The sequence below is a fragment of the Butyrivibrio sp. MC2013 genome (assembly GCF_000424585.1).
Lineage (GTDB): Bacteria > Bacillota > Clostridia > Lachnospirales > Lachnospiraceae > Butyrivibrio.
On the sequence record NZ_AUKE01000006.1, the window covers coordinates 121,834 to 144,206 of the forward strand.

Annotated in this window: 18 protein-coding genes; 3 read left to right on the forward strand and 15 right to left on the reverse strand. The window is 45.7% G+C overall.

Going from position 1 to position 22,373, the window contains the following annotated elements:
* Positions 1 to 150 precede the first annotated feature (150 nt).
* Both G636_RS17255 and G636_RS0104230 read right to left on the reverse strand, forming a co-directional pair.
* Positions 151 to 738, reverse strand: a complete 588-nt coding sequence (locus G636_RS17255; RefSeq protein ID WP_051226504.1) for a biotin transporter BioY — start codon at positions 736 to 738, stop codon at positions 151 to 153.
* Between the two features lie 88 nt (positions 739 to 826).
* Positions 827 to 1,693, reverse strand: coding sequence for a methylenetetrahydrofolate reductase (locus G636_RS0104230; protein WP_026507013.1), 867 nt, complete (start codon positions 1,691 to 1,693; stop codon positions 827 to 829).
* Positions 1,694 to 1,928: 235 nt separating this feature from the next.
* Between G636_RS0104230 and clpB the strand changes: the two genes are divergently transcribed.
* Both clpB and G636_RS0104240 read left to right on the forward strand, forming a co-directional pair.
* Positions 1,929 to 4,517, forward strand: coding sequence for an ATP-dependent chaperone ClpB (gene clpB / locus G636_RS17260; protein ID WP_035778735.1), 2,589 nt, complete (start codon positions 1,929 to 1,931; stop codon positions 4,515 to 4,517).
* A gap of 48 nt (positions 4,518 to 4,565) precedes the next feature.
* Entirely contained in the window at positions 4,566 to 4,754 is a 189-nt protein-coding gene (locus G636_RS0104240) for a DUF4250 domain-containing protein (RefSeq protein ID WP_026507014.1), read from the forward strand.
* A gap of 61 nt (positions 4,755 to 4,815) precedes the next feature.
* Here the strand turns inward: G636_RS0104240 and G636_RS0104245 are convergent, their stop codons facing one another.
* The 12 genes from G636_RS0104245 to G636_RS19320 all read right to left on the reverse strand — a co-directional run bounded on the left by G636_RS0104245 (position 4,816) and on the right by G636_RS19320 (position 20,884).
* Positions 4,816 to 5,574, reverse strand: coding sequence for a response regulator (locus tag G636_RS0104245; RefSeq protein WP_026507015.1), 759 nt, complete (start codon positions 5,572 to 5,574; stop codon positions 4,816 to 4,818).
* Positions 5,575 to 5,581: 7 nt separating this feature from the next.
* Positions 5,582 to 6,406: an HAD-IIA family hydrolase gene (locus G636_RS0104250; protein WP_242826915.1), complete on the reverse strand. Its 825-nt coding sequence runs from the start codon at positions 6,404 to 6,406 to the stop codon at positions 5,582 to 5,584.
* 20 nt (positions 6,407 to 6,426) lie between these two features.
* Positions 6,427 to 10,257 carry a DEAD/DEAH box helicase gene (locus G636_RS19315; protein WP_051226506.1) on the reverse strand — a complete coding sequence of 1,277 codons (3,831 nt, stop codon included), beginning with the start codon at positions 10,255 to 10,257 and terminating at the stop codon, positions 6,427 to 6,429.
* A 214-nt stretch (positions 10,258 to 10,471) separates the two neighbouring features.
* Entirely contained in the window at positions 10,472 to 11,860 is a 1,389-nt protein-coding gene (locus G636_RS17270) for a S1C family serine protease (RefSeq protein ID WP_035778737.1), read from the reverse strand.
* 385 nt (positions 11,861 to 12,245) lie between these two features.
* The gene (gene yihA, locus G636_RS0104265; RefSeq protein ID WP_026507017.1) at positions 12,246 to 12,851 is read right to left on the reverse strand and encodes a ribosome biogenesis GTP-binding protein YihA/YsxC; all 606 of its coding nucleotides are present in this window, start codon (positions 12,849 to 12,851) and stop codon (positions 12,246 to 12,248) included.
* Between the two features lie 157 nt (positions 12,852 to 13,008).
* Complete coding sequence (clpX, locus tag G636_RS0104270) at positions 13,009 to 14,274, reverse strand: ATP-dependent Clp protease ATP-binding subunit ClpX (protein ID WP_026507018.1); 1,266 nt, start codon at positions 14,272 to 14,274, stop codon at positions 13,009 to 13,011.
* Between the two features lie 26 nt (positions 14,275 to 14,300).
* Positions 14,301 to 14,918, reverse strand: coding sequence for an ATP-dependent Clp endopeptidase proteolytic subunit ClpP (gene clpP, locus G636_RS0104275; protein ID WP_026507019.1), 618 nt, complete (start codon positions 14,916 to 14,918; stop codon positions 14,301 to 14,303).
* A gap of 198 nt (positions 14,919 to 15,116) precedes the next feature.
* Positions 15,117 to 16,427 carry a trigger factor gene (gene tig, locus G636_RS0104280; protein WP_026507020.1) on the reverse strand — a complete coding sequence of 437 codons (1,311 nt, stop codon included), beginning with the start codon at positions 16,425 to 16,427 and terminating at the stop codon, positions 15,117 to 15,119.
* A 266-nt stretch (positions 16,428 to 16,693) separates the two neighbouring features.
* The gene (locus G636_RS0104285) at positions 16,694 to 17,206 is read right to left on the reverse strand and encodes a CYTH domain-containing protein (protein WP_026507021.1); all 513 of its coding nucleotides are present in this window, start codon (positions 17,204 to 17,206) and stop codon (positions 16,694 to 16,696) included.
* A 34-nt stretch (positions 17,207 to 17,240) separates the two neighbouring features.
* Complete coding sequence (gene malQ, locus G636_RS0104290) at positions 17,241 to 18,776, reverse strand: 4-alpha-glucanotransferase (protein ID WP_026507022.1); 1,536 nt, start codon at positions 18,774 to 18,776, stop codon at positions 17,241 to 17,243.
* Between the two features lie 444 nt (positions 18,777 to 19,220).
* On the reverse strand, positions 19,221 to 20,165 hold the full coding sequence (locus tag G636_RS0104295) for a carbohydrate kinase family protein (protein ID WP_026507023.1): 945 nt from the start codon (positions 20,163 to 20,165) through the stop codon (positions 19,221 to 19,223).
* A gap of 2 nt (positions 20,166 to 20,167) precedes the next feature.
* Positions 20,168 to 20,884, reverse strand: coding sequence for a TetR/AcrR family transcriptional regulator (locus G636_RS19320; RefSeq protein ID WP_051226508.1), 717 nt, complete (start codon positions 20,882 to 20,884; stop codon positions 20,168 to 20,170).
* Between the two features lie 117 nt (positions 20,885 to 21,001).
* On the opposite strand from G636_RS19320, the gene G636_RS17280 reads away from it, so the two are divergent.
* On the forward strand, positions 21,002 to 21,319 hold the full coding sequence (locus G636_RS17280; RefSeq protein WP_051226509.1) for a hypothetical protein: 318 nt from the start codon (positions 21,002 to 21,004) through the stop codon (positions 21,317 to 21,319).
* 149 nt (positions 21,320 to 21,468) lie between these two features.
* On the opposite strand, the gene G636_RS0104310 is transcribed toward G636_RS17280, so the two are convergent.
* Positions 21,469 to 22,365, reverse strand: coding sequence for a DUF2225 domain-containing protein (locus tag G636_RS0104310; RefSeq protein ID WP_035778740.1), 897 nt, complete (start codon positions 22,363 to 22,365; stop codon positions 21,469 to 21,471).
* Positions 22,366 to 22,373 lie beyond the last annotated feature (8 nt).

The following is a 22,373-nucleotide window of genomic DNA, read 5'->3' on the forward strand; positions in this document are numbered from 1 at the left end:
GTTTCTAAACTTTTCAAAATCCAGTTCCTCCAAAAACTGAACTGAGTCATGATATCACATTTTTTCCCAAAGGTCAAAGTGGGATTTGGTGCAGCAATTGATACTGATGTCAACATCCCGGTCACTGAACTTACTCTTTCCAAATACTTTTCATATCCCTTTTATTACCTTCTTTTTGGTATCTGGGGGAAGCATATATTTAATCGCCTTCTCCAGTGGCAGAGTAAGAAGACCTGCCATAGCCATCTTGAGGATATCGCCGGGAATGAAGGGGATCAGACAGAGACTGATAGCTCCGGCAAGATCCATGCCTGTGACAAAGCAAAACCAGATAAGGCCGCCCACATACATCACTACGCTGGAAAGCAGCATTGCAGAGGCCATGATAACGTATCTGGAAATGTCTTTCTTGTTAGACGCAAACCTTTTATAGATATAGCCGGCTATAAATGCAGTAAAGGGCCACATCAGAAGAAAGCCCCCGGTAGGGCCTGCTATTACAGATATGCCGGCACTCATACCTGCAAATACCGGAAGCCCAACTGCGCCAAGCATAAGGTATACCAGCATAGCCATAAAACCTGATACCGGTCCAAGGACCAGGCCTGCCAGGAGCACGCAGGCTGTCTGCAAGGTGACCGGCACTCCTCCCGGCAGAGGAACAGATATAGGTGATACTACGCAGCACAAAGCTGCAAAAAACGCTGTCATGACCATGTTTGTTAACTTATTATTCATACTTATATCTCCTTAATCCAATCAAAATGTTCTCACGAAACACGCAGTAAATGCGTGCTTCTGAAGGTACGTCTAATAACATATGCTTTTACAATAATTTCATGAGGTTATCCAGAATGCCTGCTGCCACATCAGGTTTATTCATGGAATATACATGGATATGCTTAATACCATTGGCCATAAGGTCAATGATCTGCTCTGAAGCATAGATGATGCCGGCCTGCTTCATAGCTTCGTCACTAGTGCCAAAATGGTCCACAATGGCGCTGAACCTGGGTGGTACCATAGTGCCGGAGAGGGCAACACTCCTGCCCAGCTGTCTGGCTGCTGTGATGGGCATGATACCTGCCAGTACAGGTACTGTGATGCCTGCTTCTCTGGCCCTGTAGAGGAAATTATAGAAGGCATTATTATCAAAGAACATCTGAGTAGTCAGAAAGTCCACTCCGGCATCTACCTTCTCCTTGAGATATTTCAGATCCTCTTTCTTGTTTGCTGATTCCACATGTCCTTCAGGATAGCAAGCGCCGCCTACACTCAGATTCTTGCCGAATTCACCGGATCTGATATAAGCCACAAGATCACTGGCATATTTGAAATCATCCTTTACTATGCCGTCCTTTGGCGGATCTCCTCTGAGAGCCATGATATTATTGATACCGGCTTCTTTCATACCGCTGAGCATATCATCCACGTCAGCCTTGGATGATGCGATAGATGTAAGATGAGGCAATACAGGAACTGCAGTATCATCCATGATCTTTTTGGCTACTTCCAGAGTGTATCCCCTTGTGGTGCCTGCTGCGCCATAGGTCACACTCATAAAAGCAGGCTTTAGCTCTGCGATCTTGCAGGCAGCAGCCTCCACGGATTCGAGATTATCTTCTTTCTTTGGGGGAAATACCTCCATTGATATGGTCACTTTATCTTCTTCAAGAATCTTTTTGATCTGCATATACTCCTCCTGATAAAAAAGTTATATCATGACTGCGTAGCATAAAAAGCTGAAACAATCTATTTAATCTGTATTTTAACCCTTTCGACCTACTATACATCATATAGCTCCAAAAGTTAAGATATATTTAATAGTATTCCCGTTGACATCGTAATACAGTATGTTATATTTGTTATAGATGTAATAGAACAGTTTTTGTGATCACTTTTTTATCATATCCATAAGTGAGGTAATCATGAATATACAGAAATTTACCCAAAGATCAATAGAAGCCATCAATGGCTGTGAGAAGCTGGCATCAGATTATGGTAACCAGGAGATTGAACAAGAGCACCTGCTCCTCTCCCTGCTGGACATGGATGATAGCCTCCTTGCCAATCTCCTTGGCAAGATGGGCATAGATTCTAATACCTTCAGGAACAGAGTAGTAGCCCTCATAGAGAAGAGACCCAAGGTAATAGGAGGCAATGTCCATCTGGGCGAGTACCTGAACAAGGCCCTTATAAATGCCGAGGATGAAGCCAAGGCCATGGGTGACTCCTATGTATCCGTAGAGCACCTGATCCTGTCAGTCATCGCCCATCCAAACAAAGAGGTTAAGAGCCTCTTTAATGAATTTGGCATTATCAGGAACTCATTTCTCCAGGCCTTGTACCAGGTCAGGGGCGGACAGACTGTCAACAGTGATAATCCCGAAGCCACCTATGATGCCTTGAGCAAATACGGCGATGAACTGGTAGAGAAGGCCAGGCTCCAGAAGCTGGATCCCGTAATAGGCAGGGACACCGAGATTCGCACAGTCATCCAGATCCTCTCAAGAAAGACCAAGAATAATCCCGTCCTCATAGGCGAGCCCGGTGTCGGCAAGACCGCTGTAGTAGAGGCCTTGGCGCAAAGGATTGCCAATAATGACGTCCCCTCTTCTCTTAGAGACAAGAGGATCTTTAGTCTGGACATGGGATCCCTGGTGGCAGGAGCCAAGTACAGAGGTGAATTTGAAGAGAGGCTTAAGGCAGTCCTGGAAGACGTAGCCAGAAGCCAGGGCGAGATCATACTCTTTATAGATGAACTGCATACAATAGTAGGCGCAGGCAAGACCGACGGCGCCCTTGATGCCGGCAATATGTTAAAGCCCCTCCTTGCAAGGGGCGAGCTCCATTGCATTGGCGCCACCACTCTCAATGAATACAGACAGTACATCGAAAAGGATGCAGCTCTTGAACGCCGTTTCCAGCCGGTAATGGTGGACGAGCCCACAGTAGAGGATTCTATCAGCATTTTAAGGGGTATCAAGGAACGCTACGAAGACTTCCACAAGGTCAGGATCACGGATAATGCCCTGGTAAGCGCAGCAGTCCTTGCCAACAGGTACATCTCAGACAGATTCCTGCCTGATAAGGCTATCGACCTGGTGGATGAAGCCTGCGCCCTTGTAAAGACCGAGATGGAATCCATGCCTGCCGAGATGGATGAGATGAACCGCAAGATCAGGCAGCTGCAGATTGAAGAGACTGCCCTTAGCAAAGAGGACGATTCCCTCTCCCTTGAGCGCCTGTCCAATGTGAGAAAAGAACTGGCTGAGCTCAATGAGGAATTCACCCAGCGCCAGGCCAAGTGGACCAATGAAAAAGATTCTGCAGAGCGCCTGGCTGATATCAGAAAAAAGATCAGCTCTGTCAACGCAGAGATAGAGGTAGCTACCAGAAACAGCGACTTTACCAAGGTCAGCGAACTTCAATATGGCACACTTCCAAAGCTCCAGGCAGAGCTTGAGGCTGCAGAAGAAGCTGCAGACTCTTCTGATGATGCTTCCAGACTGGTGCATGACAAGGTATCAGAGGATGAGATCGCAAGGATAGTATCCAAATGGACCGGAATCCCTGTATCCAAGCTCTCCGAAAGCGAGAGGAGCAAGACTCTGCACCTGGCAGATCATCTGCACAAGAGAGTCATAGGCCAGGATGAAGCTGTAACAAAGGTTGCAGAAGCAATCATGCGCTCCAAGGCCGGTATCAAGGATCCGGGCAAACCCATAGGCTCTTTCCTCTTCCTGGGACCTACAGGCGTGGGCAAGACAGAGCTTGCCAAATCCCTGGCTGCATCACTATTTGATGATGAGAATAATATAGTCAGGATAGATATGAGTGAATATATGGAGAAATTCAGTGTGTCCCGCCTGATCGGCGCGCCTCCCGGATATGTGGGCTATGAGGAAGGCGGTCAGCTTACAGAAGCTGTACGCAGAAAGCCCTTCTCAGTCATCCTTTTTGACGAGATAGAAAAGGCTCATCCCGATGTATTCAATGTCATGCTGCAGATACTGGACGATGGCCGCGTAACTGATTCCCAGGGACGTACTGTAGACTTCAAGAATACCATACTGATCATGACTTCAAACCTTGGAGCCCCTGCCCTTCTCTCAGGCATCAGATCAGACGGTTCCATATCAGATGAAGCCCAGGCCGAAGTTACAGAAGAGCTCCACATGCATTTCAAGCCCGAATTCCTAAACAGGCTGGATGAGATCATCATGTTCCGTCCTCTGACCAAAGACAATATAACTGCTATCATAGACCTGATAGTAACAGACCTGAACAAGCGCCTGGCAGACAGAGAGATCAGCATCAGTCTCACAGATGCAGCAAAGGCATATATCGCCGATGAGGCCTACGATCCCAGCTATGGTGCAAGGCCCCTTAAGCGCTATATACAAAAGAACGTGGAGACCATGGCCGCAAAGCTTATCCTGTCCGGAAATATCAATCCCGGCGCTGTGATAAGCTTTGACAAAGGCGCAGACGGCCTGACTGCAAGTGCGCAGTAAGGTGCATAATGAACCAATTCTGTAATGGATTTTAACACGGAGGAAAAGATGAACACATTACCCAAGGATCCCGTAATGCTCCTGTCCTACATCAACACACAGCTGAGAGATAATTACTCAACCCTTGATCTTCTTGCAGAAGGACTGGACCTTGATAATGAAGCCCTGCAGGAGATCACAGACAAGCTTAGTGCAATAGGATATAATTATGATCCTTCCCGTAATCAATTCAAATAATCAAGCAATCAAGATATTCCCACCACCTAAAGGTGGTGGGTTATCTTGATTATTTTATATACTATTCAAGCCTAGCTGCAAAAAAGTCTGCTATGATTGCCTTCAGTTCATCAGGTTCCATGGTCTTAAGAAGGTATTTAACAGGCCTTAGCTCTGCAACCTTCATCACGGAATTCTTGTCGCTTCTGGCAGTAAGGAACATAACAGGTATGTCCGCTGTTTCAGGCTTTTCATGGAGCTTCATGTATACATCAGGGCCTGACATCTCCGGCATCATATAATCAAGTAGTATCAGATCCACCCTGTTATTCTCCAGAAAACCCAGGGCATTGGAGCCGGAGTTTGCTATGAAGACCTCATGATCATCCTTCAGCCAGCCCTTAATGGTCCTGAGCATTACTCCATCATCATCCACCAAGAGGATCTTCTTTTTGGCATTTTCAGATCCTCCCTTATCCCCGCTCATGATACTGTCTATTTCAGAAGCTAGGACTTTAACATTTATAGGCCTCTCATATCTATGGATATTCTTGATATCAGGAAGACCTTCCCGGGCCTTATCCATCTCTTCCACGCTTCCTACGAGGAAGATATGGAAGAGTCCTGCGCCGGTCTCAGAGTTAAGATAATCCAACACTTCACCCGGGGGATCACCCTCCAGATAATAGATATAATAATTGGTCTTATTCTCAAAGGTCCTAAGGCCCTCCAGATCAGGATATACCACAAGAGTAGTAAAGCCCTGTGCCTCAAGGCCTTTGACCATACCACGGACCATGAACTTGCCTGCGTCACCCAACAGGATCACTATTTTTTCCATACACACCTCACACCAGGAGTTTGCGGATATCCTCCAGTGAATCGAATATCATGTCCGGTTTCACATCACTCTCCTCCAGATCCTCCATACTGCTCTCTCCCGTCAATACCAGAATAGAGGATACATCGCTCTTATCTGCAACTGCTATATCGGTATAAAGTCTGTCTCCCACAATAGCAATCTGATCAGCTTTATAGCCTGTTTTCTCGATTATATAATCCAGAGTATGCCTTGAGGGCTTGCCAAAAAACTGTGCTTCCACGCCTGTAGATGCCTGTATCAGCTTGGCTATTGAGCCGCAGTCAGGGATAAACTCGCCGTTTTCAACCGGGCAGTTCCAATCAGGATTGATGCCGTAGAATATACTGCCGTGACGAATGAATCTGCAGGCTTTCTCCAGCTTCTCATAATTAAGGGTGGTATCAAAGCCCAGAACCACAATATCAGGATCATCTTCCACCATCTTTGCACCGCCTTCTTCAAATTCTTTTAATAGCGACGGCGTACCCACCACATATACTGTTTTACCCGGGTGATTTTTGGCCAGGAATCTTAGGATCACATGTGTGGAGATCATCATCTGGTCAGGGCTGATCTCGATGCCCATAGCCCTTAGCTTCTCAATATAGGCATTCCTGCTCTTTGAGGAATTATTGGTAAAAAAGTAAAATTCTCTGCCGCTGTCCTTTACCTTATCAAGGAAGGGGAGTGTGCAGTCAAAGAGTTCATTACCCAGATAAATGGTACCATCCATATCCAGTATAAAGCATTTGATATTATTGATCTTTTCCTTTGATGCTGCATTATCAAGCATAAATCTCAATCCTTTCATATTTATCCAACAAGTCTTTTTCATTCAAGAAGATTCAAAAGGTCATCCCTGGAAAGCGATGACGAAGCTACGCCTTCACTCTCCAGAATATCCTCTGCCAGAGCCTTCTTTTTCTCCTGGAGCTCCAATATCTTGTCTTCCACAGTATCACTGGCGATCAGACGAAATACTGTCACAGGGTTTTTCTGTCCTATCCTATGCGCCCTATCCGTAGCCTGGTTCTGAGCAGCCAGATTCCACCAGGGATCATAATGTATCACAACATCCGCACCTGTAAGGTTAAGGCCTGTGCCACCTGCCTTTAGGGATATGAGAAATACAGGGACTACGCCCTTATTAAAAGCTTTTACCAGCTCGAGCCTATGCTCTTTTGGTGTGGAGCCTGTGATCACATAATACTTTATTCCTTCATTATCCAGGCGCTTTTTTAGTATATCAAGCATGGATACAAATTGGGAGAATACCAGTATCTTGTGCTCTCCTTCTATAGCCTGGCCAATGAGATCCATGCACAGATCTGTCTTTGCGCTGGAGCCGCGGTATTTTTCAAAGCACAGCGCCGGGTTGCAGCAGATCTGCCTGATCCTGGTCAGCTCTGAGAGCACCTCTATCTTGCTCTTTGTATAGTCTTCTTCACTCTGGCCTTCCAGACGGGCTTTCATATAATAAACCTGGGCATCATAGAGCTTCCTCTGATCCTCATCCATCTGCGCATAGCGGATCTCTTCAAGCTTATCCGGAAGATCCTTTAACACGTCCTTCTTTTTCCTTCTCAGGATAAAAGGTGCTACCATGCTCCTTAGCCTCTCCATGGCATCTGTCTGTTCGTCCCTTACTATAGGCATTTCATATTTATCCCGGAAGTAATTGTAGCTATACAATATACCGGGCATCAGATAATCAAAAATGCTCCATAGTTCGGATAGTCTGTTTTCTATAGGTGTGCCCGTCAGTGCCAGCTTGCAGTCTGCCTTTATGAGCTTTACGCTCTTGGCCGCCTGAGACAGGTGATTCTTGATATACTGAGCTTCATCTATGATCTGCACATTAAAGCTGTGATCCTCATACTCAGCTATATCTCTCTTGATGAGATCATAGCTTGTTACAGCCACATCATAATGCTCTATGTCCCTGATCTTCCCTCTGCGCTCAGTCTTATTCCCGGTTATGAGGATGCAGTTCAGACCGGGGGCAAAGCGCCTGATTTCTTCGCCCCAGTTATAAACAAGAGAAGCCGGCACCACGATAAGGGACGTGCCTGCCTCCCCCTCTTCCCTTAGGGCTTCCAATACCGTTATAGCCTGGATAGTCTTGCCTAGGCCCATCTCATCTGCCAGTACTCCTCCAAAGCCGTATTTACCAAGGGTCCTGATCCACTGATAGCCCTCCTCCTGGTAGCTCCTGAGCTGGCCCTTAAGGCCTGCCGGCAGGTCAAATTCTGCGTCTCTTATAGTCTTGAATTCCTGGATCAGCTTCTTGAAATGCCTGTCCCTATGCTCATACATACCACTGCCCTCTTCAAGCATCCTGTCCAGATATAGGGCCCTGTAGGCAGGTATCTGCATTTTGCCTTCCACAAAGGAGCGCAGGTCCAGATGCAGATCATCCATTATCCTGCCCAGAGTTTCAATGCTCTCACCCTCCAGACGGATAAAGTCACCGTTCTTTAACCTGTAATACCTCTTTTTCTTTCTATATGAGTCCAGTATAGCCATAAGCTCATCGGGGCTGATATCATCAGCTGACAGCTCCAGATCCAGGAGATTTGAGGATATGGACACACCCACCCTTAGCTTGGCATTCTTACGGATATTCAGCGCCAGGAAGCTGTCTGTATGACGCACCTGGCCCAATGCCTGCATCTCATCAAGGCCATAGGAGAGAAGATCATATACCAGCTCCTCATTCTTCTTTTCATTGCAGATGAAGAGCTCATTATCTTCATCTTTATCGGGAAAGAACCGCCCTAGCAGCTGCAGGACCTCATTTTCTATACCTGTGTCCCTAAAGCCCTCGCTGTTCATGGAGCCTGCAAACAAGGTCCCTGTATAGTCTCCATAGGAATACTCTGCCTTGCATGTCACATAGCCCTTTTCCCTGTCCAGATAAAAGCAAAAGCTTGCCTTGGGCAAGAGATAATTATTTATCCAATCTTCATCCTTTACATTGACCGTTGCTCTCTCTGTCAGTTCAGGCAGGGTGTAGTAGTAGAACCTGCTCAGATTCCTCATGCCTACGCTTATGTCCAAAAGGCCGCCCTTTGCAGCCCTCTGCAGGGGCTCTATTGTCCTGGCATCATGGCTGCTTATACGGTTTAGCTTTCCGCCTGCGACTATATAAGAATATTTCTCACCCTTAAAGACATGGGGGATTCTGCCACTTATCCTTATTCCCACAGGCTTGTCATCACTGCCCTGCATGCGCTCTATATTGATGACTGGGGAGACCATCTCGTTTCCCATTTCCAGCTGCCTTTTGCCTTTTCCCGGCTCCTCAGCGTCAAATCCATGAGCAGCTATGCTGTATCCTTCGCAGATATCATAAAAGGAGTCCAGATAATGACCATATAGGAATACTTCATCCTTGTATCCAAACAGGTCCACATTCTCATCCATTCTGTTATACATTAGCGAGGAATAGCTGCTGGTCCTAAAGGAACCATGGATGCGAGCACCTCTGTTTTCCTCAGCCAGATTATCCAGAAAATCATATACTACCCGGCCATGAGCACCCAGGAGCCCCCTGCCCAGTCTGATAACCGTAGGGCCAAATTTCATAGGCCTGTTATTCTTTACCGCCAGATAGAATTCATTTAGCTTACTGATCTTGTATTTCCTGGGAGTATATAGATAAAAGACAGCTGCCAGCTCACCGCTCCCGGTCAGACTAAGCTCAGGAACTATGTCCAGCCCATCACTTTCGGCGGCCCCATCCCACTCAGTATCAGGCAAGCCCTTGTCGTATGCGATAGCTCTCATGAGGCCTGCTGCCATTTCATCGGTAGCATCCACTTCAACCCCGTTATTATCCAGATAGTCTTTAAAGAGATATAGAAGAGCCGCTTCGTGCTCACAGAGCTCCTTTACGTATTTAAAGCCGTTACCGCGGCATCCAAGGACCATGCAGTTGTGGAATATCATTCTGCATGGCCCCATGGTAATGTTCACTTTATATTGGGAGTTTCTAAGTCTTCCCTCTATAACGGCATACTTATCATGAGGAGATGAATTTGGATCTTTTTGCAGATAAGATAGCATACCTGTGGCTGACTGAAAGCTGACATCCGTAATAGTGATATCCCCGTTCCCGGCCAGGAGCACTCCCTTTTTCCAGGTAGAGGGCTCTATCTCTGCGCTCTCAAGGATCGCAGGATAATCATAATAACGGTAGCTCATGATCTCATCCACTGCAGATACCGGCGTTTGTCCCTTATCCGGCGGATCATATACCACTATACCATTATCATTAATTTTATAACCCTCTCCGCCCATGAGGTCAGTTTCACTGACATTTTCACTAACCGCAATCTCTGCAATCTCGTTTTCTATTTCATCAAGAGCTTCGGCAAGGTTATTTTCCAGCTCATACAAAAGAGCCGCTTCATGCCTGCAGCGCTTGCCCTCTCTTGCTTCTTCACAGGTGCAGTTCTCATATATCACAGAATTGGAATTATCCGCAAGGCCCACGGTAACCAGGTAATGCACCCCTGCTTCTCCTATTACCTCGCCGGATATCACCTGCCCCTTCCTGATAATATTGCGCACTCTGTTCTTTAGATGATAATCCATGCCCCTGGCTCTGACACTCTGGTCAAACCTGGGCCTCCAGTCTATCAGTATCCTCTTTGCCATTAATAGGTCCTCTTTAGCACAATTAACTACCACTCTTCATTATCCGATATTTATGGGCCTTAGTTCAAGTGGATATCCAAAACACAACAGACTGCCGGCAAATTTATGATTGCCGGCAGTCTGTCGTATTATCACTATTATCCAACGAGGTATGTATTCTTTGGTTTTCTTTTATAAACACGCTATCACTGTGTTTTTCCCTAGATTTTTATTCTTAGTTATCTTCCTCTTCCTGAGGCATTTCACCAAGTGTGACTTCTATATCAAGGCTGCCGTACTGACCGTTGTCTTTACGAAGGACTGTTACAGTTACTGTAGAGCCTTTTTCATAATAGCTCATCATAGATGTCAGATCAGCTGCGGATGTGATACTGTTGCCATCAAAAGCTGTGATCAGGTCTCCTTCCTTGATGCCTGCCTTGTCAGCTGCGCCGCCTTCATTAACAGCTGCCACATATGCTCCGTCGATGCCGCTGGGAGTCATTACAGAGATGCCCAGAGCTCCCCTGTCCTCATCCTTGACAGCGATCTTGGTATCCAGGTTCATTAACCTGTCAATGAGCTCTTCTACGTCTGAGATCGGGATTGCAAAGCCCATGCCTTCTACTGTTGTAGAACCGATCTTACTGGAGGTAACGCCTATGACTTCACCTGACGCATTAAGGAGAGCTCCGCCAGAATTGCCGGGATTGATTGCTGCATCTGTCTGGATAAAGGAATTCTTTTCACCATCCTCTGTCTCTATCTCTCTGCCAAGGGCGCTGACTACGCCTGTTGTTACAGACTGGCCATATCCAAGAGCATTACCGATAGCTATGGCAGGCTCGCCTACCTGGAGCTCATCAGAATTACCTATGGAAGCTATCTTGATGGCATCAAGGGTATCATCTGTAATGTCCTCTATTTCAACTGCTATAACAGCGATATCCACAGAAGGATCAGTGCCTTTCAGATATGCTGTAGCTGAGTTGCCATCACTAAAGGTGGCGCTCATGCTGCTGGCGCCCTCTACCACATGATTGTTGGTCACAATTATCAGCTCGCTGTCGCTCTTGCCTACTATGATTCCCGAACCGGAACCTGCCTGTTCCTGCTCCATGGTCTGACCAAAGAAATTCATGGTCCTGGTCTTGAAATTACAATCTATGGATACAATAGATGGCATTGCGCTCTTTACTACGCTTGTAACGTCGCTGCTGATGATGGATACACCGCCATGTCCAAGCTTTAAAGCTCCGCTGTCCTTTGCTTCATCTGACAGTTCTCCCAGCTTTGAGGATCTTTCAGGCTGATCAGCTCCGGCTTCTGCAGTATCAGCACCAGCTTCATCTGCAGCTGATGCCTTTTCATCCAGCCAGTTCATTATGCCTTTTTCAGCTACCGAGCTATACTCTTTGACTCCGTATACACCTGCGCCTGCACTTAATCCAAAGACTGCTGCCAGAGCAATGGCTGCTGCAGCCCTGGCCATCTTATTTCCGCCCTTTTTGGTTTTCTTGTTATTATTATCTCTATTGCCGGGCTCTACAGGTATATTGCCGTAGCCTTCTGATATACCATTTGAATAATTACCATTCATCTGATCATAATTCTCGTTACTCATGATTATCTCCTTTCGATCGGCTATATGATCAACGCTCTCAGCCGGTTCTCATCTCTTTTGATGATTCTAAGTCTAAGGAGAAGCTGTGACGGAATTGTGATTCAAATGTGTAGCAATTGTGTTCACTTCCTAAAAAAAGATAAAAGCCAATCGTTTATGTAAACAATTGGCTTTCGTTAATGATCTTATTTTATGAGGTAGGTGTCAAAAGTTCCTTTTGACACCTTATGACTAACGGATTGTTCCGTTTCTTCGAAACTCTCACAATCCTAAAACATTCGCAATTCCGCACTACGTGCTACTTTGCTCATGTTTTGCGGGTCATAAATTCATATTCGATTTCGAGCAAGCTCGAATCGAAATGACTTTTGACCCTTACGTCATTTTATTCCTGAGCCAGCTCCGGTGCCAGATCCACCAGCAGCTGATATATATCCTCGCGTCCTGCCTTGGACAGCGCCGAATAGGGGATCAGCTTCTGCTCAGAGCTCATTCCCAGAGTCTGACGAATAAGCTTTACAGCCTTGGGAAGCTGGTTTTTGCTGAGCTTGTCAGCTTTGGTTGCAATGATAACAGGCTCATAACCCTGAGACAGTATCCATTCATACATCTGGATGTCATTGGCTCCCGGAGCATGCCTGATATCTATGAGGAGGAATACCTGCTTCAAGGCTTTGGAAGTATGGAGATATTTCTCGATCATCTTGCCCCACTTTTCCACCTCTGTCCTTGCTCTCTTGGCATAGCCGTATCCAGGCAGATCCACCAGATAAAACTCGTTGTTCACATGATAGAAATTGATAGTCTGAGTCTTGCCGGGTTCAGAACTGGTACGAGCCAGGGATTTGCGGTTCATCAGGCCGTTGATCAGTGATGATTTGCCTACATTGGATTTGCCGGCAAAGGCAAATTCAGGCTGTGTATTCTTAGGAAGTGTTGATGTGATACCGCACACTGTTTCCAGCTCGGCTGTCTTGATCTTATATTCCAAATCTTTTTCTCCTTTTTAGCCAAAATATCAGGCTTATCTGATCACAAGATCAGGCGGACAAATATTTGCTGCAGCTGATCGGCCCTAAACTGAGATAAAGGGCAGGAGCACCGCCCCCGCCCTTGTGTACTTAATTGTAGATATCTGTGATCAGCACTTATTTTGCAGGTTTCAGCCTTGCCTGATCCTTGTAAACAAGAAGAGGCTGACTCTTACCTTCTACTGCACTCTTGGTAATGATGCATTCCTTGATCTTGTCATCAGAAGGAATGGTGAACATTACATCCATCATAGCCTTCTCCATGATGGATCTCAGACCTCTAGCGCCTGTCTCACGCTCGTGAGCCATATCTGCTATAGTCTTTATGGCATCATCCTCAAATGTGAGCTCTACGTCATCCAGGCCGAAGAGCTTCTTGTACTGCTTGACAAGAGCATTCTTGGGCTCCTTGAGGATACGCACCAGTGTATCTGCGCTAAGGCCTTCAAGAGTCACCACAATAGGCACACGGCCTACAAACTCAGGAATGATACCAAACTTCACAAGATCCTGAGGGGATACCTGCTTTAACACTTCTCCCACTTCTCTCTCAGACTTGTCCAGTATCTCTGCGTTAAAGCCGATAGACTTGCGATCTACTCTGGCCTCAATGATCTTCTCCAGACCATCAAAGGCTCCTCCGCATATGAAGAGGATATTGCTGGTATCGATCTGGATCACTTCCTGGTGAGGATGCTTACGTCCGCCCTGAGGGGGAACACTGGCAACCGTACCTTCTATGATCTTAAGAAGAGCCTGCTGTACGCCTTCACCGGATACATCTCTGGTGATGGATACATTTTCGCCCTTCTTGCTGATCTTATCTATCTCATCGATATAGATAATACCGTACTGGGCGCGCTCAATATCATAATCTGCAGCCTGTATCAGCTTCAGCAATATATTCTCAACGTCTTCACCTACATAGCCTGCCTCAGTAAGTGTAGTGGCATCGGCTATGGCAAAAGGCACATTGATGATCTTGGCAAGTGTCTGTGCCAGATAAGTCTTACCGGAACCTGTAGGTCCGATCATGCAGATATTACTCTTCTGCAGTTCAACATCGTCATCATTGTCCTTGGGATTCGTCACCCTCTTGTAATGATTGTATACGGCTACGGAGAGGACCTTTTTTGCCTCTTCCTGACCGATCACAAAATCATCCAGGAAGTCTTTGATCTCAGCAGGCTTTAAGAGATTGATATCATTATCAACCTTTGCCTCCATCTCATCGTCAAATTCCTCATCAATGATATCTGCACAGATGTCAACACACTCATCACAGATATACACCCCTGCAGGGCCTGCGATCAGCTTCTTCACCTGATCCTGTGTCTTATTGCAGAATGAGCAGCGGATTTCTCCGGAATTCTTTCCTGCCATTATTACTCCTTTATCAGAATCTGTTATTATCTATCCTTCTTGTCCTTAGCTTCGCCGGACTCGCTCCTTGAGCTGACCACTGTATCGATCAGGCCAAACTTCAATGCTTCCTCAGCGCTCATCCAGTTATCACGCTCTGTAGCATCGGCGATCTCTTCATAGGTCCTGCCGGTGTTCTCAGCCATGATCTTGTTCATATTCTCACGGATCTTGAGGATATGCTTAGCTGCGATCTCAATCTCAGTAGCCTGACCCTGTGATCCGCCGGAAGGCTGATGGATCATGATCTCGGAATTGGGCAGAGCCAGTCTCTTGCCCTTGGTGCCGCCTGCCAGAAGGAAGGCGCCCATGCTGGCTGCCATACCGATGCAGATAGTGGATACATCACACTTGATATACTGCATGGTATCGTAGATAGCCATACCGGAAGTGATCTCACCACCGGGGCTGTTGATATAGAGGTGGATATCCTTGCTGGGATCCTCTGCCTCCAGGAAGAGGAGCTGTGCCACTACTACACTGGCGCTGGTCGCATTGACTTCTTCGCCCAGGAAGATGATCCTGTCTTCCAGCAGTCGTGAATAAATATCATAAGACCGCTCACCGCGGCTGGTCTGTTCTATGACGTAAGGTACTAAACTCATTATTTATGCCTCCAGTCTTTTAGTTTAGGTTTGAGCATGCTATACCTATATTTTGAAATAGACATACTACATAAACAGTTTACCCTTTAAAAGACTTTTAATCAATGAAATAAGTCTTAAAAATCTCAAAAGGCCATTTAAAACAAAGAAGCCGGCTGATATTAACTTCAGCCGGCCTCATAATTATTGCATTATAGATTACTCTTTGTCAGCCTTCTTAGCCTTCTTGGACTCCTTCGCATTCTCTACGATGAAATCTGCAGCCTTTTGAACAGCAATGTCCTTCTTGAGCTGGTCAAGATCATCACCCAGAAGATCCCTAACCTTAGCTTCGTCCATTCTGTACTGCTCAGCCATCTTCTTAATCTGCTCGTTAACATCATCTTCAGAAGCTTCGATACCTTCAGCTGCAACAACTGCCTCAAGTACCAGACGGCTCTTGATACGCTCTTCAGCCTGGGGCTTAACCTGCTCCATCATCTTCTCAGCATTGGTGCCTGTGTACTGGAAGTACTGCTCCATGGTCAGGCCCTGATACTGCATTCTCTGAGCAAACTCATTTACAATCTGCTTCTGCTGAGTCTTTACCATTGCTTCAGGCAGCTCCATCTCGGAATCCTCGATAAGAGCCTTAACGCACTCATCTTCCTTGGCAGCCTTAGCCTGAGCTGTCTTACGATCAGCGATCCTCTTCTTCAGATCTTCCTTGAACTCATCAAGAGTCTCAAACTCAGATACGTTGGAAGCGAACTCATCATTAAGCTCGGGAAGCTGCTTCTCCTTGATGCCCTTTACTGTGCACTTGAATACTGCAGCCTTACCTGCAAGGCTTGCTTCCTGATAATCTTCAGGGAATGTAACATTAACTTCTGTCTCTTTATCAATCTCAGCACCGATGAGCTGATCTTCAAATCCGGGAATGAAAGAACCGGAACCGATAGTAAGAGGATAATCTGTGCCCTTACCGCCGTCGAAAGCAACTCCGTCTACAGAGCCTTCGAAATCAAGCTTTACAAGGTCGTCCTTCTTAACTGCACGATCTGTGATATCAACCATTCTTGAGTTCTTGTTTCTCTCTGTCTCAAGCTCAGCATCAACATCTGCATCTGTTACCTCTGTATCCTGCTTGGATACGGAGATACCCTTGTACTTGCCCAAGCTTACCGGGGGCTTAAGAGCAACTTCTGCTGTGAAGATGAAATCCTTGCCGGCTTCGATCTGAGTAACATCGATCTTGGGATCGGATACTACCTCCTCACCACACTCCTTAAGAGCCTGAGGATAGTTGTTATTGATCAGGCTGTTGGCAGCGTCTTCATAGAATACGCCTGAACCATACATATTCTCGATCATCTTACGAGGTGCCTTACCCTTACGGAAACCGGGGATCTGAATACGACCTCTCTCCCTCTTGTATGTCTCCTCGATAGCCTTCTCGAACTCCTCAGCAGGAACTTCGATAGTCAGCTTTGCCATGCTCTTCTCTAACTTCTCAACATTAACCTTCATTTTAGATCGGATCCTCCTTAAACTACAATATACTTACCGGCTGCTCCGGTTCATCGTATCGCCGCGATGGCAGTCGGATAATAATCAATCAGACTATAATGATAAACACAGCCATTAAAGGATTGTAACACATGTGTAAATACATTGCCAGTCTTTTTTTCGTATTTTAAAACAGGATCCCGGGGACATAAACAGTCCCGGAAAGGATCCTTTCCGGGACGAGATATCACTTATATCTGCTTAAGATACAATCTGGCTGCAAGATGTCACGGGAGCCTGCTCATATAGGAGTTTCTGTACCTGGGGTCCTCCGTTACGTCCTCATCAAACCAGTCTGCAGCTTTGTATGCTGCGGCAGCCTCTAATGAGGGAAATTCCACTTCTGCAACAACTGTCCCTTCAAACCTGCCCATAAATACGTCCAGCTCGATGACCATCTCTTTTTTATCCAGTGCCTCTGACAGAGCCCTGTCAGCAGCAATGGCCTCCTTAGTAAAGGCATCTTCATTAAGAGGGATGAGATAGCGCTTCTTGGTGATGATATTGCCATCAGCCTTGGAGAGCATGTGCCTGTAGGACTCCTCATCCAGCTCCAGATTATACTCTTCCTTGGCCATCACTCCTGCCGCGCCCTTATATGTCATGTAATAGATATCATCCTGCTTTCTCACTCTGATAGCAGGTCTTACATTCAGATAACCCTGCTCTATGAGATGATATGGATAGCTATCAAGTTCTTCCGGCAAGTTCTTAACAGTATACTTCTTCTCAATCTCCATTCCCATGACTTTACTCCGTATATTAAGCTTATGATCAGAATCTAGCGTACATTCTGGTCATGGTCAGCATACGCTCTGCCAGTTCATCTGTCAAATCGCCCTCAACGAGTCTCCACTCCCAGTTGCCGCCCAGAGTGGAAGGAGTATTGATCCTGGCGCTGTCATCCAGATTGAGGTAATCCTGGATGGGAATGATGCAGGTATCGGCTACAGAGCCCAGAGCGCAGCGGATAAATTTCCATGCGATATCCTTTCTGCTATGGATATCCAGATACTGCTTTGCAAAAGTCCTGTCCTTTGAGGGACATGTCTCAAACCAGCCGCGTGTAGTCTCATTATCATGTGTGCCTGTATATACTACGCAGTTCTGGGTATAGTTGTGAGGCAGATAATCGCTGTCCTCTCTTGAATCAAAGGCAAACTGCAGCACCTTCATTCCCGGGAAGCCAGTTCTCTGCACTAGTTTTATAACAGAAGGTGTAAGATAGCCCAGGTCCTCTGCGATGACTCTCAGGCTGTCTCCAAACTTCTCTTTCATAGCCCTAAACAGGTCGTATCCGGGTCCCTTCTTCCACTTACCAAACTCTGCGGTCTCATCACCATAAGGAATAGCATAATACTCATCAAAGCCTCTGAAGTGATCAATCCTGACCACGTCATAGAGCTTGAAGCAATGAGCTATCCTCTTCATCCACCAGTCATAGCCTGTCTTCTTGTGATAATCCCAGTCATAGAGAGGATTGCCCCAGAGCTGGCCTGTAGCGCTGAATGCATCGGGAGGACATCCTGCCACGCCTGTAGGTTGGTTATTGTCATCCAGCTGGAAGAGGGCGGGATTAGCCCACATATCGGAGCTGTCCGCAGATACATAGATCGGGATATCTCCTATTATCTCTATTCCTTCCCTGTTGGCATATGCCTTGAGCTCTGTCCACTCTACGATAAACTCGAACTGAATGAATCTTACATAATCTATCTCATCAGCATACTTGTCCCTAAGCTTGTCCAGAGTAGCCTCATCCCTGTTCTTCTCGCCCTCAGGCCACTTATCAAAGCTGACACCACCATGTGAATCCTTGAGAGCCATAAAGAGTGCATAATCATCAAGCCACCAGGCATTCTCTTTGCAAAATGCCGCAAAAGCCTTTACATACTTTGGATCAGGGCTCTTTGAAGAAGAAGCACTGATGCCGCTGTTCTTATATGCAAGCTTGAGAAGAGCCATTCTCTTCTTATAGAGCTCACTGTAATCCACATAGTGATCTGATCTGCAGGCATATTTCTTTGCATCCTTTTCAGTAAGAAAGCCTCTGCCGATGAGTGTATCTATATCTACAAAATAAGGATTACCGGCAAAAGTACTAAATGACTGGTAAGGAGAATCACCGTAACTGGTAGGTCCCAAAGGCAATATCTGCCAATAGCTCTGTCCTGCTTTCTTCAGGAAATCCACAAAATCCCTGGCGCTCTTTCCAAATCCTCCGATACCGTAAGGTGACGGAAGTGAAGACACAGGCATCAGGACACCGCTTCTTCTCTTTGCTTTTTTCATCTCTTCTTTCTTTGCCATAACAATCCCTCTCACTTATTATTACTAAAACACTGATCATGCTGCATTTTGCAGCGTTTACATATAAGGGCAGATCCTATTTATCACATAGTTGTGCCCCTATTTTTCATCATAGCATTCTCGGAAAACGTTTTCAAACATTTTTTTATAAAAAGATTTATCGCTTAACCTCCAGTAATAAAACAGCTTGTTAAACTCGCAAACGCTTCGCTTTTTGCTCGTTATAAAATCACTGCTGACGCAGTTCTACGGGTACGGGGCTTATAACCCCGCACCCGTAATCAAGATATTCCCACCACCTAAAGGTGGTGGGTTATCTTGATTATTTTATATATAACCGGGTATACACACCTGTCACAATAAAGCATCTCAGCAATCCGGATGTCCTGAAAAAGGGCAGCCTGCAACTACAGACTGCCCTTATATCACATATTTAAATATACTTTACTGCTCAGATACACCGTACTTGTCCGTAACCTTCTCTTCATTCCAGATAAGGTTGTGCCACTGATCTACCTGTTCGGGAGTCATATAACCTTCTCTGGTCCTCTCAAATCCTGTCTTGTAGGATGCACACAAAAGGCCCTTCTTGATAGCCCTTACGCTGTCTCCCGTTTCCAGGAAGTAATGCAGGAAGGTAGCAATAAGTGCATTACCCGCGCCAAGTGTGTTCTTTACCTTGTTGGTAGCCACGGAATTATAATGCACGCAGATATTCCTTCTCTTGTCGTAGAGTATCAGACCGTCCTTACCCTGTCCCAGGATGATGATCTCAGGATCAAAGCGGGCCGCCATATCCCTTACAAAATCGTAAGGATCCATATCAATAGAGTCATCGGAGAAATACATGATATTGGCATTCTCCAGGAAATCCATATTGTAGATCTCCTTTTCCTTCCTGTAGTAACGAAGGTTCAGGCATATCTTCTTATTCTGGGCAACAGCCTCTTTGACAAAGGGTCTGCAGAAATTGGCATTGGATACCAGAAGACAGTCTGCACATGACATGATAGGACGCAGCATTGACAGATCATATCCCACATCTCTGATACCTTTTAGATCTTCAAAGATCATCTGCCTCTGATCGTCATCATAGAATATCACTTCATTGGGAGTATAATCCATGTTTTGAAGGATATAGGTAGTATCAAAATCTATGCCTGTTCCCGGAGGATTGAAGATATTGATATTAACATCTCTTCCTGCCATGGACATAAAATACACTTCATCACCCAGCCAGGTAAGCGCCAGTGCCTCATTATAGGCATCACCACCACCACCTATAAAAACAGGCCTCTGATAAATCTTTTCAGAGCTGTCAAAGGGGATCTTGTCCACATGTACCACAGTTTCTAGCTGGGTAATACCTGCTACAACGATCTTGTTCATGGCTACCTCCTGGACGCGTATTTAACTTGCACGGATGCACTTCTATGTAATCTGATACAGGATGTATCATTTACATGATCAGAAGTGCATGGATGCACTTCTATGTAATAAGATACACGACATATCCTGGAAAGTTTAACCAGCATGTCCAAATACCTGCTTATGCCTGCCTTGTATGCTATGGGCTCCAGCATCCCCTTCTCCCCAAGTCTCCTCCTGACTTCGCAGATAGCCACATGTACCAGACGTTTTAAGGCGATAAGGTCCACCTCAGGCCTTAAATTTTCTATATCTGCCTTTTCCAGATAGTCTGACAAAAGCTTTCTGTAATCAGCGTACATATCCTGCATCTTATCCAGTTCAGGATCTTTTACCTCAGCCCCCTTCTCCAGAAAAGCTATCATATAGGGATAATGCCCCATGATCGTGGTCTCTATATCCACAAGCCTGTATACCAGGTCAAAATAGTCTTCGCCTGTAGCCGGAGAGCTGCTTCGTACCTCAAGCTGTAATACTCTGAAGCAGTAATCATAGAGGAAATAATACAGCTCTTTCTTGGTCTCAAAATAATGAAACAAAAGTCCCTTACTGATCCCCGCCTTCTTTACTATTTCCTGGGTTGAGCCATTGTCATATCCATTTACCGCAAAGATTTCCATGGCAGCGTTGAAGATCCTGTCCTGCTTCTCTTTTTTCAGATCAAAAAATTTCTCCTCCATTACAGTTAACTCCTTTTTGACTTTTGTCGACTATATCATTACAATATAAGTATTGCGGGGCATTGATTAAAAAATTAGCTAATGCATAGCGCATTTTGCGCGGGAAGGTGGTTATACATGTCTGGTTCCAAGAATGGTTTTGGTAAGTTTCTATTCCTGTGTGGTTTGGTTGCTGCTGCAGGTGCAGGCGCTTATTACTATATGAACAAGTCATCAGGAAGTCTTGATACAGATCCCGAGGATGATGACTTTGATGATTTCGACGACTTCGACGATGAAGATGCAGAGGCTGCTTCAGGAAGAGGTTATGTCAATATCACAAGCCCTTCCAAGGATGCTGATGACAGCAGCTCTGATGATGAGGCCGATGAGAGCAGCGACGATGACAGTGAAGAGTTCTTTGATGATGAGACAGACGAAACCAGCGATAAGTGATAAGCTGCTTCTATAAGCTCTCATATTTTACGTTTGCTTCTTAAAAGGCATCCGCATAAAGCGGATGCCTTTTTGTTTGTTTCATATTTTCACAAAAGCCGCAATAAATAAATTACATGCATTTTCATTGTGCTCCAAAAGACATGGGATCATGCATCATCATAATCATCTTCTTCAATCTGATTACGACCTTCCTTTTGGGCAATGAGATCTTTGATATCTCTGGCCCTTTCCTTGATGCTGCTGGGAGCTGACCTTGATACCAACAGCTCACCTATCAGCCTCTTAGAACTGCTGTAATCACCATTCTCATAAAAGAGAGCTGCAAGCAAATAATCAAAGGTAATGGTATTCATACCTGCAATAGGGAAGCTCTCCTTTTGCTTGGCATCCACGAAACCGTCCAGAGCCAGCTTAAGGAGTTCCTTGGATTCAGATTCAAGCTCCTCCAGTTTCTCTTTGGTATAGCTCTCATCTCTCTCGCTGGGATCCTGCTTAAGGATACCTCTCAGCAGCCAGGAATACCTAAGACACAGATATGCCTTTTCGGAAGCCTTTGCATCCTTGACTATGGCATTAGCCAGAGCCAGCTGGTATCTGTCTACAGCATCCTGATAGGTATATTTCTCATAATAATTATTATTGGGCTTATAATTCATGCAGACCTTCTGCCTGATATTATCAATCTGCCTCCTGGTAACGCTTGCGAAATATCTGGCAAGGGCCGCATATCCGCAATCAGGGCATGCAACAATGTCATACTTTAGTTCATCCATCAGATCATATATAGGATGTAGATCGATCTCTATTTCCTTGACATGGACCTTGCCGGTCCTGACAGTCAGGGAAGTAAACTCCGTCTCGCAAACAGGACAAATATATTTCTTCTCAAATACCAGGCTCTTCTCATCAACCACCTGAGCCGAAGCAGATACTACCTTTGGTTTCTCAACTTCCTTAGGCTTTTCCTGGGGCTTTTCTTCGAACACCTTCTCGCTTTTGAGATTACCTAAGCCAAACTTATCTAGTCCTGAAAGAAATGACATGTGTTTGT

Coding starts and splice junctions, on each gene's coding strand:
- clpX (WP_026507018.1), bottom strand. CDS start 14,274: ATGGCAGGAAAGAATTCCGGAGAAATCCGCTGCTCATTCTGCAATAAG.
- G636_RS0104230 (WP_026507013.1), bottom strand. CDS start 1,693: ATGCAGATCAAAAAGATTCTTGAAGAAGATAAAGTGACCATATCAATG.
- clpB (WP_035778735.1), top strand. CDS start 1,929: ATGAATATACAGAAATTTACCCAAAGATCAATAGAAGCCATCAATGGC.
- G636_RS0104285 (WP_026507021.1), bottom strand. CDS start 17,206: ATGGAGATTGAGAAGAAGTATACTGTTAAGAACTTGCCGGAAGAACTT.
- G636_RS17280 (WP_051226509.1), top strand. CDS start 21,002: ATGTCTGGTTCCAAGAATGGTTTTGGTAAGTTTCTATTCCTGTGTGGT.
- G636_RS0104245 (WP_026507015.1), bottom strand. CDS start 5,574: ATGGAAAAAATAGTGATCCTGTTGGGTGACGCAGGCAAGTTCATGGTC.
- G636_RS0104295 (WP_026507023.1), bottom strand. CDS start 20,165: ATGAACAAGATCGTTGTAGCAGGTATTACCCAGCTAGAAACTGTGGTA.
- G636_RS19315 (WP_051226506.1), bottom strand. CDS start 10,257: ATGGCAAAGAGGATACTGATAGACTGGAGGCCCAGGTTTGACCAGAGT.
- G636_RS0104250 (WP_242826915.1), bottom strand. CDS start 6,406: ATGAAAGGATTGAGATTTATGCTTGATAATGCAGCATCAAAGGAAAAG.
- G636_RS17255 (WP_051226504.1), bottom strand. CDS start 738: ATGAATAATAAGTTAACAAACATGGTCATGACAGCGTTTTTTGCAGCT.
- G636_RS17270 (WP_035778737.1), bottom strand. CDS start 11,860: ATGAGTAACGAGAATTATGATCAGATGAATGGTAATTATTCAAATGGT.
- clpP (WP_026507019.1), bottom strand. CDS start 14,918: ATGAGTTTAGTACCTTACGTCATAGAACAGACCAGCCGCGGTGAGCGG.
- malQ (WP_026507022.1), bottom strand. CDS start 18,776: ATGGCAAAGAAAGAAGAGATGAAAAAAGCAAAGAGAAGAAGCGGTGTC.
- G636_RS0104240 (WP_026507014.1), top strand. CDS start 4,566: ATGAACACATTACCCAAGGATCCCGTAATGCTCCTGTCCTACATCAAC.
- tig (WP_026507020.1), bottom strand. CDS start 16,427: ATGAAGGTTAATGTTGAGAAGTTAGAGAAGAGCATGGCAAAGCTGACT.
- G636_RS0104310 (WP_035778740.1), bottom strand. CDS start 22,365: ATGTCATTTCTTTCAGGACTAGATAAGTTTGGCTTAGGTAATCTCAAA.
- G636_RS19320 (WP_051226508.1), bottom strand. CDS start 20,884: ATGGAGGAGAAATTTTTTGATCTGAAAAAAGAGAAGCAGGACAGGATC.